Annotated in this window: 13 protein-coding genes; 9 read left to right on the top strand and 4 right to left on the bottom strand. The window is 71.6% G+C overall.

What is annotated here, in order from left to right; genetic code table 11:
• Positions 1-2: 2 nt before the first annotated feature.
• The 6 genes from ACX80P_RS05255 to ACX80P_RS05280 all read left to right on the top strand — a co-directional run bounded on the left by ACX80P_RS05255 (position 3) and on the right by ACX80P_RS05280 (position 6,264).
• Positions 3-695 carry a DUF305 domain-containing protein gene (locus ACX80P_RS05255; RefSeq protein WP_459276996.1) on the top strand — a complete coding sequence of 231 codons (693 nt, stop codon included), beginning with the start codon at positions 3-5 and terminating at the stop codon, positions 693-695.
• A gap of 59 nt (positions 696-754) precedes the next feature.
• Complete coding sequence (locus tag ACX80P_RS05260) at positions 755-1,126, top strand: DUF5655 domain-containing protein (protein WP_459276997.1); 372 nt, start codon at positions 755-757, stop codon at positions 1,124-1,126.
• Between the two features lie 78 nt (positions 1,127-1,204).
• The gene (locus ACX80P_RS05265; RefSeq protein WP_459276998.1) at positions 1,205-2,920 is read left to right on the top strand and encodes a DUF885 domain-containing protein; all 1,716 of its coding nucleotides are present in this window, start codon (positions 1,205-1,207) and stop codon (positions 2,918-2,920) included.
• A 193-nt stretch (positions 2,921-3,113) separates the two neighbouring features.
• A complete protein-coding gene (locus tag ACX80P_RS05270; RefSeq protein WP_459277501.1) occupies positions 3,114-3,659 on the top strand; it encodes an AMIN-like domain-containing (lipo)protein in 546 nt (181 codons plus the stop codon).
• Positions 3,660-3,681: 22 nt separating this feature from the next.
• Positions 3,682-4,314 carry a Maf family protein gene (locus ACX80P_RS05275; protein WP_459276999.1) on the top strand — a complete coding sequence of 211 codons (633 nt, stop codon included), beginning with the start codon at positions 3,682-3,684 and terminating at the stop codon, positions 4,312-4,314.
• Positions 4,315-4,422: 108 nt separating this feature from the next.
• Entirely contained in the window at positions 4,423-6,264 is a 1,842-nt protein-coding gene (locus tag ACX80P_RS05280) for an acetyl/propionyl/methylcrotonyl-CoA carboxylase subunit alpha (RefSeq protein WP_459277000.1), read from the top strand.
• A gap of 27 nt (positions 6,265-6,291) precedes the next feature.
• On the opposite strand, the gene ACX80P_RS05285 is transcribed toward ACX80P_RS05280, so the two are convergent.
• The 4 genes from ACX80P_RS05285 to ACX80P_RS05300 form a co-directional block, all read right to left on the bottom strand.
• Positions 6,292-7,080 (bottom strand): hypothetical protein, encoded by a 789-nt coding sequence (locus ACX80P_RS05285; protein WP_459277002.1) that lies wholly within the window; start codon positions 7,078-7,080, stop codon positions 6,292-6,294.
• Positions 7,077-8,408, bottom strand: a complete 1,332-nt coding sequence (locus ACX80P_RS05290; RefSeq protein ID WP_459277003.1) for a serine/threonine-protein kinase — start codon at positions 8,406-8,408, stop codon at positions 7,077-7,079. Before ACX80P_RS05290 ends, ACX80P_RS05285 begins: the two co-directional genes overlap by 4 nt.
• A gap of 311 nt (positions 8,409-8,719) precedes the next feature.
• On the bottom strand, positions 8,720-10,132 hold the full coding sequence (locus ACX80P_RS05295) for an MFS transporter (RefSeq protein ID WP_459277004.1): 1,413 nt from the start codon (positions 10,130-10,132) through the stop codon (positions 8,720-8,722).
• Positions 10,133-10,293: 161 nt separating this feature from the next.
• A complete protein-coding gene (locus tag ACX80P_RS05300) occupies positions 10,294-11,694 on the bottom strand; it encodes an NAD(P)H-quinone dehydrogenase (RefSeq protein WP_459277005.1) in 1,401 nt (466 codons plus the stop codon).
• 112 nt (positions 11,695-11,806) lie between these two features.
• Here ACX80P_RS05300 and ACX80P_RS05305 point away from each other — a divergent pair, with 112 nt between their 5' ends.
• The 3 genes from ACX80P_RS05305 (at position 11,807) to deoC (ending at position 15,211) form a co-directional block, all read left to right on the top strand.
• A complete protein-coding gene (locus tag ACX80P_RS05305; RefSeq protein WP_459277006.1) occupies positions 11,807-12,607 on the top strand; it encodes a purine-nucleoside phosphorylase in 801 nt (266 codons plus the stop codon).
• Between the two features lie 83 nt (positions 12,608-12,690).
• Complete coding sequence (locus ACX80P_RS05310) at positions 12,691-14,430, top strand: phospho-sugar mutase (RefSeq protein ID WP_459277007.1); 1,740 nt, start codon at positions 12,691-12,693, stop codon at positions 14,428-14,430.
• 100 nt (positions 14,431-14,530) lie between these two features.
• A complete protein-coding gene (gene deoC, locus ACX80P_RS05315; RefSeq protein WP_459277008.1) occupies positions 14,531-15,211 on the top strand; it encodes a deoxyribose-phosphate aldolase in 681 nt (226 codons plus the stop codon).

A 15,211-nucleotide genomic window follows, 5' to 3' on the forward strand; every position in this document is an offset into this window, starting at 1 on the left:
TCATGAAGCGAAACCTTCCCATGGCCGCGGCGGGCCTCGCGGCCGCCCTCGCCCTTTCCGCCTGCGTCACCACAGGCACAGACGCGGGCACAGACGCGGGCACCGGCCCAGGCTCGACGACGTCGCCCTCGACACCGGCGCCGAGCAGCGCCTCCACCGGCACCAGCACCGTGTCCGAGGAGCACAACCAGGCGGACGTGATGTTCTCCCGGATGATGATCCCCCACCACGAGCAGGCGGTGGAGATGAGCGACCTCATGCTCGCCAAGGACAGCATCAGCCCCGAGATCCGCGACCTCGCGACGCGGATCAGGGACGCACAGGGGCCCGAGATCGGGACCATGAAGGGCTGGCTGGAGACCTGGGACGAGGCCATGGGTCCGGACAGCATGGAGAGCCACGATATGGGAGGGATGGGCGACGGAGACGGCACAGGATCCGGGTCGAACCACATGGGGGGCATGGAGGGCATGCTCAGCGAGGACGGGATGGCCGAGCTCGAGCGTGCCGAGGGCACCGAGGCGTCACGCCTGTTCCTCGAATCCATGACGGTCCACCACGAGGGCGCGATCGACATGGCCCGGCAGGAGATCGGGAACGGCGAGAATCCGGACGCGATCGAGCTGGCCGAGACCATCGCGACGACGCAGCAGGCCGAGATCGACGAGATGGGAGAGCTGCTCGCGTCCCTCTGATGGGCTGCGGGCGGGAGGTCCTCGTTGCGCCGGCGCGCACGGGAACCTACCCTCGGCCCGTGGAGGACGAGCACGAACGGAGCGCCGAGGATCCCTTCGCCGGGTTCCCGGCCGGCCGTGCGATCTGCCGCGCGGCCCGGGAAGCCATCGCCGGGATCGGCGAGGCGTCGATGGCGGTGACGACGAGCCAGGTCGCCTTCCGGCGTCGCCGGGGTTTCGCGTACATCTGGCGGCCGGGGCAGTACATCGACAGTGATGTCCCGGCCGTGCTGTCCATCGCGCTGTCCCGCGAACTCACCTCCGCCCGCGTCAAGGAAGTCGCCCATCCGTCGGCGACCGTGTGGATGCACCACATCGAGCTCCACGGGGCGGACGAACTGGATGGCGAGGTCCTCGGATGGCTCGCGGAGGCGTATGCGAACGCGGTCTGACGGTGCGGCGCGGGGCCCGGTCCCGGTCCGGCGCCGACTCGGTAGCCTCCGGCAACGGTCTGCGGCTAGGCTCGGGACGTGACCCACGACACCCCAGCCCCCACCCCGTCCCCCAGCGAGCAGCCCGCACGGCAGGCCACGGCCATCGACGCCGTCGCGACGTCGTACTACGAGACCCTGCTCGAGCTGAGGCCCAACTTCGCCACCGAGCTGGGCCTCCCCGGCCACGAGACGGAGTACCAGGACTACTCGCCCGCCGGCATCGACGCCCTCGCCGACGCCGCCCGCACCACCCTCCGCCGGCTCGAGGACCTCCGGCCGGCCGACGACGTCGATGCCGTCACCCTGGACGCCATGCGGGAGAGGCTCGGACTCGACCTCGAGATCCACGACGCCGGCTTCGGTTACTCCGAGTTGAACAACATCGCCTGCCCCGCCCAGAACATCCGCGCGATCTTCGATCTCATGCCCACCGCCACCGCCGAGGACTGGGGGCACATCGCCGGACGCATGGCGAACGTGCCGGGCGCGATCGACGGCTACGTCGCCTCGCTGCAGGCCGGCCGCGGGCGGGGCCTCGTCGCAGCCCGCCGGCAGGTCGCCATCGTGATCGAGCAGTCCACCAAGTACGCGGAGGACGGCGGATTCTTCGACACCCTCGGAGCGACCACCACGGCGGACGACGGCGACCTGCCGGAGCCGGTCCGTGACCGGCTGCGGTCCGGGGCCGAGGCCGCCCGCGGGGCGTACCGCACGCTCGCGTCGTTCCTGCAGGACGACCTCCTCCCCTCCGCCCCGGAGAAGGACGCCGTCGGCCGGGACCACTACGCCCTGATGTCCCGCGTGTTCCTCGGTTCCGCCGTCGACCTCGAGGAGACCTACCGGTGGGGGGTCGAGGAACTCGACCGCGTCATCGCCGAACAGGAGGCCGTCGCGAACGAGATCCGCGAGGGTGCCTCGATCGAGGAGGCCATCCGCGTCCTCGACGAGGATCCCGCGCGCCAGCTGCAGGGTACGGAGACCCTGCAGGCGTGGATGCAGGGCCTCTCCGACAAGGCGGTGGACGCCATGGCCGGCGTCCACTTCGACATCCCCGACGTGATGCGGCGCCTAGAGTGCAGGATCGCGCCGACCAACGAGGGCGGCATCTACTACACCGGTCCCAGCGACGACTTCTCACGGCCCGGCCGCATGTGGTGGTCCGTCCCCGAGGGTGAGGACTCCTTCACCACCTGGAAGGAGACGACCACCGTCTACCACGAGGGCGTGCCGGGTCATCACCTCCAGGTCGCGACGGCGACGTACCAGCGTGCGCTGCTCAACCCGTGGCGCCGCAACGCCATCTGGGTCTCCGGGCAGGGCGAGGGCTGGGCCCTGTACGCGGAGCGCCTCATGCAGGAACTCGGCTTCCTGTCCGACCCGGGCGACCGCCTCGGGATGCTCGACGCCCAGCGCATGCGCGCCGCCCGGGTGGTCTTCGACATCGGCGTCCACCTCGAACTGGAGGTCCCCGAGCGCTGGGGCGAGGGCACCTGGACACCGGAGAAGGGCTACGACTTCCTGAAGAAGAACATCGCCATCAGCGAGGGACAGCTCGGCTTCGAGTTCACGCGCTACCTCGGTTGGCCGGGCCAGGCGCCGTCGTACAAGATCGGCCAGCGCCTCTGGGAGCAGATCCGCGACGAGGTCCGGACCGCCGAGGGCGACGCCTTCGACCTCCGCGCCTTCCATACGCGGGCCCTCAACCTGGGCTCCGTCGGACTCGACACGCTGCGCCGCGCACTCGTCTCCTGAGTTCAGCGCCCCGACCGCCCCTGCCTGTCCGCTGCACCCTCGGTCCGCCCCGCACCCGCCCGGGGCGGGCCGTGGTGCGTCCTCTAACGATTCGGCGCCGATCGGTCTGGACCGGCGCTTTCCGCTGGACACGGGAGGACGATTGACGTCCCTATCCAGTTCGACCAGGTGGTGCGCCATGAAGAACCCGCGCATGACGGGGAAGCTCTCCGCCACACTCGCCGCCCTCGCCCTCACCGCAGGCCTCGGCCTCGCAGGGGGACCTCCGGCATCCGCCGCGTACTGCGGCATCACGTGGGGCTCTCTGGCGAAGACCGCCCCCACCCTCTCCACGGCGCCCCTCACCAACGTCCGCGCGGGCCGGCACGACTGCTTCGACCGCATGGTCATCGATGTGCGGGGACGTGCGCCCGGGTACAGCGTCCGGTATGTCCCTCAGTACACCGGCATCGCGTCCGGTCTGCCGATCCCGCTCCGCGGCGGCGCGCGTTTGTCCGTGACGGTGAAGGCTCCGGCCTACACCAGTGCCGGGCAACCCACCTACAGGCCCGCGAACAGGATGGAGCTCGTCGACGTCGCCGGGTACTCCACCTTCCGGCAGGTCGCGTTCGGTGGGAGCTATGAAGGGTATTCCAGCGTCGGGCTCGGCGTCCGGGCGCGCCTCCCGATGAGGGTGTTCGCCCTGCCGGGGCCCGGTACCGGATCGCGGGTGGTGGTCGACGTCGCGCACCGCTGGTGAGGATCCTGCCTAGGCTTGGTCCATGACCCTTCGCCTGATCCTCGCCTCGAAGTCCCCTGCCCGCACCCGGCTCCTCGATGACGCCGGCATCCGCCACTCGGTGCTCGTCTCCGACGTCGACGAGCCGGCCGTCGTCGCCGCCTACGGCGACCTCGACCCCCACGACACCGCGTTGCTGCTCGCGCGGGCGAAGGCCGAGGCCGTCGCGGCGGTGCCGGACGCGGGCGACGCCCTGGTCATCGGGTGCGACTCCGTGTTCGAGTTCGACGGCGAGGCGCACGGCAAGCCGTACGAACCGGCGGTGGCGATCGAACGCATCGGCCGCATGCGCGGGCGCTCCGGCGTCCTGCACACGGGTCACTGGCTCGTGGACACGCGGGCAGGTGGGTCCGGGGCGACGATCGGGGCGGTCTCCTCGGCGACCGTCCATTTCGGCGCCATGACCGACGGCGAGGTCGAGGCGTACGTCGCCAGCGGCGAGCCGCTGCACTGCGCCGGGTCCTTCACCATCGACGGACTGGGCGGCGCCTTCATCGAGCGCGTCGACGGTGATCCGCACGCCGTCGTCGGGCTCAGCATCTCCACGCTGCGTGCCCTCCTGCACGCAGCCGGCGTGTCCGTGACCGACCTCTGGGCGCCTGCGACGTCCTTGTAGGTTCCCTACAAAGGATCGCGGTTCAACACTCCCTGACGGCACGATCCATGGGCGGAAGCCACCAAACCGAGCTAGGCTCCGACGAGAGAAGAAGGAGTCCGACCCCCCATGAGCCAGTCCCCCCTCAGCCCGTCCGAGCCCACCCCCGCCCGCGGCCCCAGCGCCGGCACCGACCCCGGGCAGCATCATCGGGTGACGAAGGTCCTGGTCGCCAACCGCGGGGAGATCGCCGTCCGGGTCATCCGCGCCGCCCGCGACGAGGGGATCCTGTCGGTCGCCGTGTACGCGGAACCCGACCGCGACGCGCTGCACGTGCGCATGGCCGACGAGGCATTCGCCCTCGGCGGGGACACCGCCGCCGAGTCCTACCTCGTGATGGACCGCATCCTGGAGGCCGCGGAACGCAGCGGCGCCGACGCCATCCACCCCGGCTACGGTTTCCTCTCCGAGAACGCCGAGTTCGCGCAGCGGGTCCTCGACGCCGGCATCACCTGGATCGGGCCCTCACCGCACTCGATCTCGCAGCTCGGCGACAAGGTCCAGGCGCGGCACATCGCGCAGCGGGTCGGCGCGCCGCTGGTGCCCGGCACCAGCGACCCGGTCGGGTCCGTGCAGGACGTCATCGACTTCGCTGCCGAGTTCGGCCTGCCCATCGCGATCAAGGCGGCGTTCGGCGGTGGCGGGCGCGGCATCAAGGTGGTCCGCAGCCACGAGGAGATCCCCGAGCTGTTCGACTCCGCGGTGCGCGAGGCGACGGCGGCATTCGGGCGGGGCGAATGCTTCGTCGAGCGGTTCCTGGACGCGCCCCGCCATGTCGAGACCCAGTGCCTCGCGGACGCCCACGGGAACGTCGTCGTCGTCTCCACGCGCGACTGCTCGCTGCAGCGCCGCAACCAGAAGCTCGTCGAGGAGGCGCCCGCCCCCTTCCTGTCCGACGAGCAGGTCACCCGCCTGTACGAGTCCTCCAAGGCCATCCTGCGCGAAGCGGCGTACCAGGGCGCGGGTACCTGCGAGTTCCTCGTGGGCAAGGACGGCACCATCTCCTTCCTCGAGGTGAACACGCGGCTGCAGGTGGAGCACCCGGTCTCCGAGGAGGTCACGGGCCTCGACCTCGTGCGCGAGCAGTTCCGCATCGCGCGCGGCGAGGAGCTCGGCTACGGGGACCCCGAGGTCCGCGGCCACTCGTTCGAGTTCCGCATCAACGGCGAGGATGCCGGCCGGGGCTTCATGCCCGCACCGGGCACCGTGCAGACCCTCACCCTCCCGACCGGCCCGGGCATCCGCGTCGACTCCGGCGTCGAGGCCGGCGAGGTGATCGGCGGCAACTTCGATTCCATGCTCGCCAAGCTGATCGTCAGCGGCGCGAGCCGCGACCAGGCCCTCCAGCGCGCCCGCCGCGCCCTGACGGAGATGGTGGTCGAGGGCATGCCGACCGTCCTGCCCTTCCACGCCGCGGTCGTCGCTGACCCCGCGTTCGCTCCTGCGGACGGCCCCTTCACGGTGCACACGCGCTGGATCGAGACGGAGTTCGACAACACCATCGAGCCGTGGAAGGGACCGGCCGACCCCGCCGCGGACGACGACGCCCGCCAGCGCGTCACCGTGGAGGTCGGCGGGCGCCGCCTCGAAGTGGTCCTGCCCGCCGGGCTCGGCACGCCGTCGAACGGCAAGACGGCCGCGCCGGTGAAGTCCAAGAAGTCCTCACGGGCCCGCGCCGGCAAGACGGCCGTCAGCGGCGACGACCTGACCTCCCCCATGCAGGGCACCATCGTGAAGGTCGCGGTGTCCGACGGCGACCGGGTCGCGGAAGGCGATCTCGTCGTGGTCCTCGAAGCCATGAAGATGGAGCAGCCGCTCACGGCGCACAGGGCCGGGACGCTGTCCGGCCTGAAGGCCACGCCGGGTGACACGGTGTCCGCCGGTTCCGTCATCGCCACAATCCGCGACTAGCGCTCCCGGACACCGGCCCGGCTGACGCTACTTGTCGGCCGGGCCCTTCGAGGGCGGCTGCTCCGCCCGTGTCGCGGCCGCCTCCCGCGCCTTCTCGGCGGCCTTCTCGTTCGCCTTGCGCTGTCGCTCGCCCGCGGGGTCCTGCGATTCGCCACCGGTGCCGGGCCCCGTCGCTGCCCCGCCCGCCGGCGTATCGCGGGCCGCGCCCTGACCGTCCGTGGAGCCGCTCCCGGCGGCGTCGCCACCCACGCCGTCGTCGCCGCCGTCGTCGCCGTCGTCACCGCTGTCGCCGCCGTCGTCACTGCCGTCACCGGCGCCGTCGTCGGGCACCGGGTCGGCGGGTGCCGGGACGGTAGGGGCAGGGGCTGCGGGATCCGGAGCAGCCGGCTCGGGGGCGGGGGTCGACGGGACGACGGGCTCCTGGTCCGGTGGCGCGGGGGTCGTGGCCGGCACGGGATCGGCCGGCGCGGCCTCGTCCGGCGGCCCACCGTCCGCCGGTGCTCCGTCCGGTGCCCCCGTGGATACCCGGCCCGCCTCGAGGGACGCTATCAGGGCATCGATGCGCAGGTCGATCAGGGTGGCGCGGTCCTCGGTGACACTGCCGTCGGTCCGGGCGGCGTCGACCTCGCCCTTCAGTTGCTGGGCCAGGACGATGGCGCCGTCGGCGTCGCCGGCGGCAGCCGTCGTGGCGATGGCGCGGACGTCGGCCTGGAGGTCTCCGGCCGCGCCGGGGTCGATCGCGTCTCCGGCGCAGCCCGCGAGGAGGAGCGCGGCACCGATCAGGACGGGCAGCATGGGCCTGCGGACGCCCATCATCTCTGCACGCTGTCGTAGAGTTCCTGCAATTTCTCGCCTGTCTCGCCGGGTACTGCCGGCAATGGCTGGACGTCCGGTCCCGGGTCCGGGGCGGTCAGGGTGAAGGCCCACAGCGCACCCGCCAGGAGGCCGACGACGAGCAGCGTGACCAGCCACGGAAGGACGTGGCGACGGCGAGCGGGAGGACGGCGGGTACCGGAAGGGCGGGCGGTGGCCGCCGGCTCCGGCGTGGAAGGCGAGCGCTCGTCCGCGGGCCGGTCCATGGGGTCCGACACATCCAGGGCGACGGTGGGAGGCCCGGCGGCCGTGGCAGCGGTGGCGCTCCCCGGGTCCGCTGCACGTGTGGCCGCGGTACCGGCTGTCTCCGCGGTCGGCTCCTGCACGTCCCAGGCGGTCGTGCGCCGCGCCGCGCCGCCCGGAGGCAGGGCCGTCGTCGTCGATGCACCGGCGGACAGCACGGTGGTCGCCGCGCTCCCGCCGTCGTGCTGGGGGCCCATGGCCGTCAGCGCCTGCACCAGGCGTGCGGCGTCGGGCCGGTCCGCCGGCTCGTCGAGCGTCATGGCTACCAGGAGCGCCGACAGGGCAGGGCCGGCCGAGTGCGGGATGGACGGGCTGCGGTGCAGTCGTGCCAGTGCGCTCTCGATACCGGTCCCGGGGAAGGCGCGCTCCCCCGCGAGGGCCTCGATCAGTACCAGCCCGAGCGAGTAGATGTCCGAGGGCTGACCCACCCCGTCGCCCCGGGTCTGTTCGGGGCTGAAATAGGCGGCGCTGCCGATCACCTGACCGGTGTCCGTCAGGCGTGAACCGTCGAAGAAGCGGGCGATCCCGAAGTCCGTCAGCAGGTAGCGGAACAGGCCGCTGTGCGGATCGGCCTGGCGGGTCAGGACGTTGGAGGGCTTGAGATCGCGGTGCACGATGCCGCGGCCGTGGATGTAGTGCAGCGTGCGGGCCAGGTCGAGGGCCAGGAGCCGGACCTCCTCGGGGGCGAGCGGACCACCGCTCCTGAGCAGCACCCCGAGATCCGGCCCCTCGACGAGTTGCATGACCAGATACGCCGTACGTCCGGTGTCCGCGGCATCCGCGGTGGTGCCGGCGTCGTCACCGCTGTCCATGTCGAGGACACGGACCAATCCGGGGTGGTCGAGCCCGGCGAGCATCCGGGCTTCGGCGGAACCCCGTTCGATACCGCCGGCGATACCAGGGCGGAACAGTTTGACGGCGACATCCCGGTCGAGCCGCGTGTCCCTGGCCGAGTAGACGTCCGCCATCCCGCCGGAGCCGACACGCTCGCCCAGGGCGTACCTCCCGGCCAGTGCCTGCTTCTCCATGCCACCTGCTTCCGCTACCCCGCCGTGCGACGTTCCGGGCGCGGACGATCCGCGCGCGTCCGGGAATGTGGTCAGCCGACTTCCGGTCCAGTGTACGGGCCGGGCAGGGAGCCGGGGAAAATGGTGGCCTCGTGCACGCGCCCGGCCGGCCGGGATGCATGCCGCGTCAGGACACGCCGCTGGTCGGGGCGCGACGCCGGCCGTGCCGTGCAGGATGCCGCAGGACCACCCCAGGACCACCGCAGGAACGACGACGGCGCCGCACCCGGGCAGGTGCGGCGCCGTCGGGCGTGGCCCGGGGGCGGGACCGGTCAGGCGACGTTGTTCTCGTAGTCGTGGTCCCGGGTCTCCCGCGAGACCCAGAGGGCGATGAACGTGGCGACGGCGGCCACGCTCAGGTAGGCGCCCACGAGGACGGTGCTCCCGCCCGCGGCCTGCCACAGCGCCACGGCGATGAAGGAGGCCGGTGCGGCGCCGATCATGCTGGAGACGTTGTAGGCGACCGCCGAGCCCGTGTACCGGACGTTGGCGGGGAAGAGTTCGGGCAGGACGGCGGCCATGGGGCCGAAGGTCAGGCCCATCAGGATGAAGCCGATGATCAGCAGCGCCATGGCACCCACGGTCCCGGCCCCGAACAGCGGCGCCCACAGGAGACCGAACACGGCGATGCCCACGGTGGTCACGAGGAGCATCTTGCGCCGGCCGAAGCGCTCGGCGAGGGGCCCCGACACGAGCGTGAAGATGCCGAAGAACACGACGCCGATGATCAGCATCCAGAGGAAGTCGGTGCGGTCCATGCCCAGGCCCGGCACGAACGAGGCCGCCTGCGCGTCCGTGAACTCCTTGCCGGCCGCTTCCGCCCTCGCCCGGGCCTGCTCCACGCTCGACGGCGAGGTCCCGTAGGTCAGGGTGAAGGCGGTCATGAAGTAGAACAGCACGTAGGTCGCGAACATGATGAACGTGCCGAGGATAAGTGCCCGCCAGTGCAGGCGGAACGTGGTTCCGAGCGGCACCTTCACCACCTTGCCCTCGCTCTGGACCTTCTGGAAGGACGCGCTCTCGATGAGCTTGAGCCGGACGTAGAGGCCGATGAGCACCATGACCGCGCTCAGCAGGAACGGCACGCGCCAGCCCCACTCGAGGAACTCCTCCGGGCTGAGGACGGTGCTGAGGAGGACGAACAGCAGGTTGGCGAGGATGAAGCCGATCGGCGCGCCGAGCTGCGGGAACGTCCCGTAGATGGCGCGCTTGCCCTGGGGGGCGTTCTCGGTGGCCAGCAGGGCCGCACCGCTCCACTCGCCGCCCAGCGCGAGGCCCTGGAGGAAGCGCAGCACCACGAGCAGCAGCGGGGCCAGGAAGACCCAGCCGTCGTTCGTCGCCGCCGGCAGCAGGCCGATGAGGAACGTCGCGATCCCCATGGTGAGCAGCGAGGCCACGAGGGTGGCCTTGCGCCCGATCTTGTCGCCGAAGTGGCCGAAGACGACGGACCCGAGCGGCCGGGCGACGAACGCGACCCCGAAGACGGCGAACGAGCTCAGCAGCTGGTTCGCGGAGGTCTGGTTCGGGAAGAACAGGGCCGGGAACACCAGCACGGCGGCCGTGGCGTAGATGTAGAAGTCGTAGAACTCGATCGTCGTCCCGATGAGGCTGGCGAAGATCACCTTGCCCCGCGAGTTCAGCGGCTTCGTGGTTCCGCCGGCGCTGGCGGCAGTGGAGGAGGTCATGGATGTCGGCTTTCGTGGAACGGGACGCCGCCGCGGGGCCCGGGGCCTCACGCAGCACGGTGTCCGTGCGTCAGGTGAATGCCAACATCTGACCACCGGCGTCCATCAGGTGGATAAGTGTGTCCACCATCCGGACATCGGTGACCCGCCACCCGAGGGGATCAGGTGTGCACGTGCAGGCGGCGTGCGGCCTCCGAGATGGACCCGGTCAGCGACGGATACACGGTGAACGTGTTGGCGACGTCGTCCACGTGCAGCTTCTTGGTCACGGCGAGCGCCAGCGGGAAGATCAGCTCGGATGCCCGCGGACCGACGACGACGCCGCCGATCACCGTGCCGGAGCCCTTGCGGGAGATCACCTTCACGAAGCCGTCCTTGACGTTCATCATCTTGGCGCGCGCGTTGGTGTGCAGGGAGAGCTTGACGACGTCCCCCTGGTACCGCCCGGACTCGATGTCCTCCTCGGTCACGCCCACGGTCGCGATCTCCGGGGAGGTGAAGATGTTCGAGGCGACCTGCTTGAGCTTGATGGGGCTCACGGAATCGCCCATGAGGTGGGCGATGGCGATGCGGCCCTGCATCGCTGCCACCGACGCCAGTGCGAAGACACCGGTGCAGTCGCCGGCCGCGTACACGTTGGACGCCGTGGTGCGCGAGACGCCGTCCACCGTGATGTGCCCTGACTCGCTGACGGCGACCCCCGCGTCCTCCAGGCCGATGCCCGTGGTGTTGGGGACCGCGCCGACGGCCACGAGGCAGTGGCTGCCCTCGACCGTCCGGCCGTCGGACAGGCGCACGACGACGCCGTCGTCGGTGCGGTCCACGGCCTCGGCCCGGGACTTGGACAGGACGGTCATGCCGCGGTCCTTGAACACGCCCTCGAGGACCTCGGCGGCGTCGGCGTCCTCGCCCGGCAGTACGCGGTCACGGCTGGAGATCAGGGTGACCTTGGAGCCGAGCCCGTTGTAGGCGCTGGCGAACTCGGCCCCGGTGACGCCCGAGCCGACGACGATCAGGTGGTCCGGGATCTCCCGGAGATTGTAGAGCTGCGTCCAGTTGAAGATGCGCTCGCCGTCGGGCATGGCGCTGGGCAGTTCGCGCGGCGTGGCGCCGACCGCGAGGAGCACGGCATCGGCCTCGACGATGCTCGTCTCGCCCCCGGACTGCACCTCGAGGCGGTGGTTGTCGAGCAGCCTGCCGGTGCCGATGACGACGCGCACGCCGAGGCGTTCCAGGGTGGCGCGGATGTCGGAGGACTGCTCGACGGCGAGCTTCAGGAGCCGCTGGTTGACCTTGTCGAGGTCGGCGTAGACCTTGCTGTCCTCGGAGAACCGCACACCGAGCCCGCTCGCGTCCGTGAAGCGCGTCATGGTGTCGGCCGTCGCGATGAGGGTCTTGGAGGGCACGACGTCCGTGAGGACGGCCGACCCGCCGAGGCCCTGGCGCTCCACGATGGTGACGTTCGCGCCGAGGGACGCGGCGACCAGCGCCGCTTCGTAGCCGCCGGGCCCGCCGCCCAGGATCGCCAGGCGCAGTGAACTGAGATCGAGTTGGTTCGTCACGGTCTCATCATCGCGCATGCCACTGACACGCGGGAAATGCCGTGCACGCGCGTCAGGGGGCCCATGCCGCGGCCTGACCCGGATCCTTTTCCGCAGAGGGTAAGTTGTAGCGGTGACTTCTGATCCTTTCGACCTGGCCCGCGACGCCGCCGACCACATCGCCCGCGCCACCGGCATCGACCGGCATGACACCGCGCTCGTCCTCGGCTCCGGCTGGGGGGAGGCCGCGGGACTCATCGGCGAGACCACGCACACCCTCGACGCCGCGGACATCCCCGGCTTCTCGGCGCCCGCCGTCGTCGGCCATACCGGCACCATCCGCTCCGTCCTCACCCCCCACGGCAAACGCGCGCTGGTCCTGGGGGCCCGCACCCACTTCTACGAGGGCAAGGGCGTGCGGGCCGTGGTGCACGGCGTCCGCACGGCGGCCGCGACGGGCGCGACGACGATGATCCTCACCAACGGGTGCGGTGGCCTGCAGGAGCACTGGCAGCCCGGCACCCCGGTGCTGATCAGCGACCACATCAACCTCACGGCGTCGTCGCCGCTCGAGGGTGCGACGTTCGTGGACCTCACGGATCTCTACTCCTCCCGCCTCCGCGATCTCGCCCGCCGGGTGGACCCGACGCTCGAGGAGGGCGTCTACGCGCAGTTCACGGGCCCCCACTACGAGACGCCGGCCGAGGTCCGGTACGCCAAGCGCATCGGCGCCGACCTCGTGGGCATGTCCACGGCGCTCGAGGCCATCGCGGCCCGGCACGCCGGCATGGAGGTCTTCGGGATCTCGCTGGTCACGAACCTGGCGGCCGGAATCAGCCCCGTCCCGCTCAGCCACACCGAGGTCCTCGAGGCCGGTACGGCGGCGGGACCGCGTATCTCGCGCCTGCTCGCCGACATCGTCGCCACGCTCTAGCCTCCGCCACCCCGCGGTCCAGGCCCGCGCCCGCCCTCCCCGCGGGCGTGCCGGGCAACCGCCGATCCACGTAAGGGACCCGCATGATCACCGACGCACCGGACACGCTCCTCGCCGCCGCCGACGCCTGGGCGGACACCGACCCGGATCCGCGGACGGCGGAGGAACTCCGGACCCTGACCGGGCGCGTCCGCTCAGGCGACCCCTCCGCGGTGCAGGAACTGCAGGACAGCTTCTCCGGGCCGCTCCTGTTCGGCACGGCCGGGCTGCGGGCAGCCCTCGGTGCCGGCCCCAACCGCATGAACCGCGTCGTGGTCCGGCGGGCCGCCGCCGGCGTCGCCGCGCACGCGCTGGACCTCGCGGCCGGCGCGTATGCACCCCGCGCCGTCGTCGGGTTCGACGCCCGCCACAACTCGCGGATCTTCGCCGAGGAGACCGCGGCCATCCTCACCGCCGCCGGCATCGAGACGTTCCTGATGCCCCGCGAACTGCCGACGCCGGTGCTCGCCTACGCGATCCGCGCCCTCGCCTGCGAGGTGGGCATCATGGTCACCGCCAGCCACAACCCGCCGCAGGACAACGGATACAAGGTCTACCTCGGCGGGCGGGCGGTCGAGGAGGACGCCCGCGGCGTCCAGATCGTGGCCCCGCACGACGCCGGGATCGCCGCCCACATCGCCGCCGTCCGCGACATCCGGCTCGCGGCCTCCGGGTGGACCGTCCTCCCCGAGGCCATCGAGACCGACTACGTGGCCGCGGTCTCGGCCCTCGCCGACCCCGCCCTGACGGACCGGGACCTGAGCATCGTCCTCACGCCGCTGCACGGCGTCGGCGGCCGGACCGCGCAGGCGGTCCTCGCGACGGCAGGATTCGACGACGTCACCGTCGTCGAACGCCAGGCCGAACCGGACCCGGACTTCCCCACCGTCGCGTTCCCCAATCCGGAGGAGCCGGGCGCCCTCGATCTCGCCCTCGGGACCGCGGCGCAGGTCGACGCGGACCTCGTGATCGCCAACGACCCCGACGCCGACCGCGTGGCCCTCGCCGCGCGTGAACCCTCGACCGGCGCATGGCGCATGCTGCGCGGCGACGAGGTCGGCACGCTGCTCGGACTGCACCTCGCGGCCCGGTTCGGCACCGATGCGGCCGCCGCCGGGCAGACCCGCGGCGACGCCGCCGGGCCCGCGGTCTTCGCGAACTCGATCGTCTCCTCCCGCCTGCTCGGCCGGATCGCCGCGGCGTCCGGGATCCGTCACGCGCAGACCCTCACCGGGTTCAAGTGGATCGCCCGCGTCCACGGCCTCACCTTCGGCTACGAGGAGGCCCTCGGCTACTGCGTGGCCCCGGACCTGGTGCGGGACAAGGACGGCATCTCCGCCGGCCTGCTGCTCGCCGAACTCGCCGCCGCGACGAAGGCCGCCGGCCGCACCCTCTTCGACCTGCTCGACGACGCCTCCCTGGAGCACGGGCTGCACGCCGCCGACCAGCTCTCGGTCCGCGTGGAGAGCCTCGGCCTGCTCGGCACCATGATGGGCAGGCTGCGGGAGGACCCGCCGTCGTCCTTCGCCGGCTCCCCCGTCCGCGTCGCCGAGGACCTCGCCGAGGGCTCTGCGCACCTGCCGCCCACGGACGGGCTCCTGTACCTCACGCAGGACGGGACGCGGGTCATCATCCGCCCCAGCGGCACGGAACCGAAGCTCAAGTGCTACCTGGAGGTGGTGGAGCCCGTCGGATCCCCCGCCGGGCTCGGGGACGCCAAGGAGACCGCCCGCGTGCGCCTGGAAGCGGTCAAGCGCGACGTCGCCGGGGCCCTCGGCCTCTGATCTCTCGCCGAGAGGGCGGAGAGGACCGGCAACACGCCGTCCTGCCGGTCTTCTGCGCTCCCTCGACGGCGGGCTCGGACCGGCATGGAAGGATGGGAGCATGCCTAACGACGTATCCCTCGCCTCCTACATCGACCACACGCTCCTCAAGCCCGACGCCGGCCGTGAGCAGATCCTCACGGTGTGCCGCGAGGCGGTCGAGTACTCCTTCAAGTCCGTCTGCGTGAACCCCGTCTGGGTCAGCACCGTGCGCACGGCGGTGAAGGACACCGGTGTCCTCACCTGCTCGGTGATCGGGTTCCCCCTCGGCGCCACCACCACCGAGGTCAAGGTCTTCGAAGCGCAGGGCGCCGTGGCCGACGGCGCCGACGAGATCGACATGGTCATCGACATCGCCGCCGCACGCGCCGGGGACCGGGAGCTCCTGGTGCGGGACATCCTCGCGGTCGCCGAGGCGGTCCACGAGCACGGCGCCATCCTCAAGGTCATCATCGAGACCTCCCTGCTCACGGACGAGCAGAAAGTGCTTGCCTGCGAGGCCGCCGTCGAGGCAGACGCCGACTTCGTGAAGACGTCCACGGGCTTCAACGGCGGCGGCGCCACGGTGGAGGACGTCGCCCTCATGCGGAAGACGGTCGGCCCTGACCTCGGCGTGAAGGCCTCGGGCGGCGTGCGGTCCCTCGCGGACGCACGCGCCATGATCGACGCCGGAGCCACCCGTATCGGGGCCAGCTCCGGAGTCGCTATCGTTAAGGGCGAACAGGGCGCGGCAGGTTACTGA

Source organism: Arthrobacter arabinosi, from assembly GCF_054511115.1.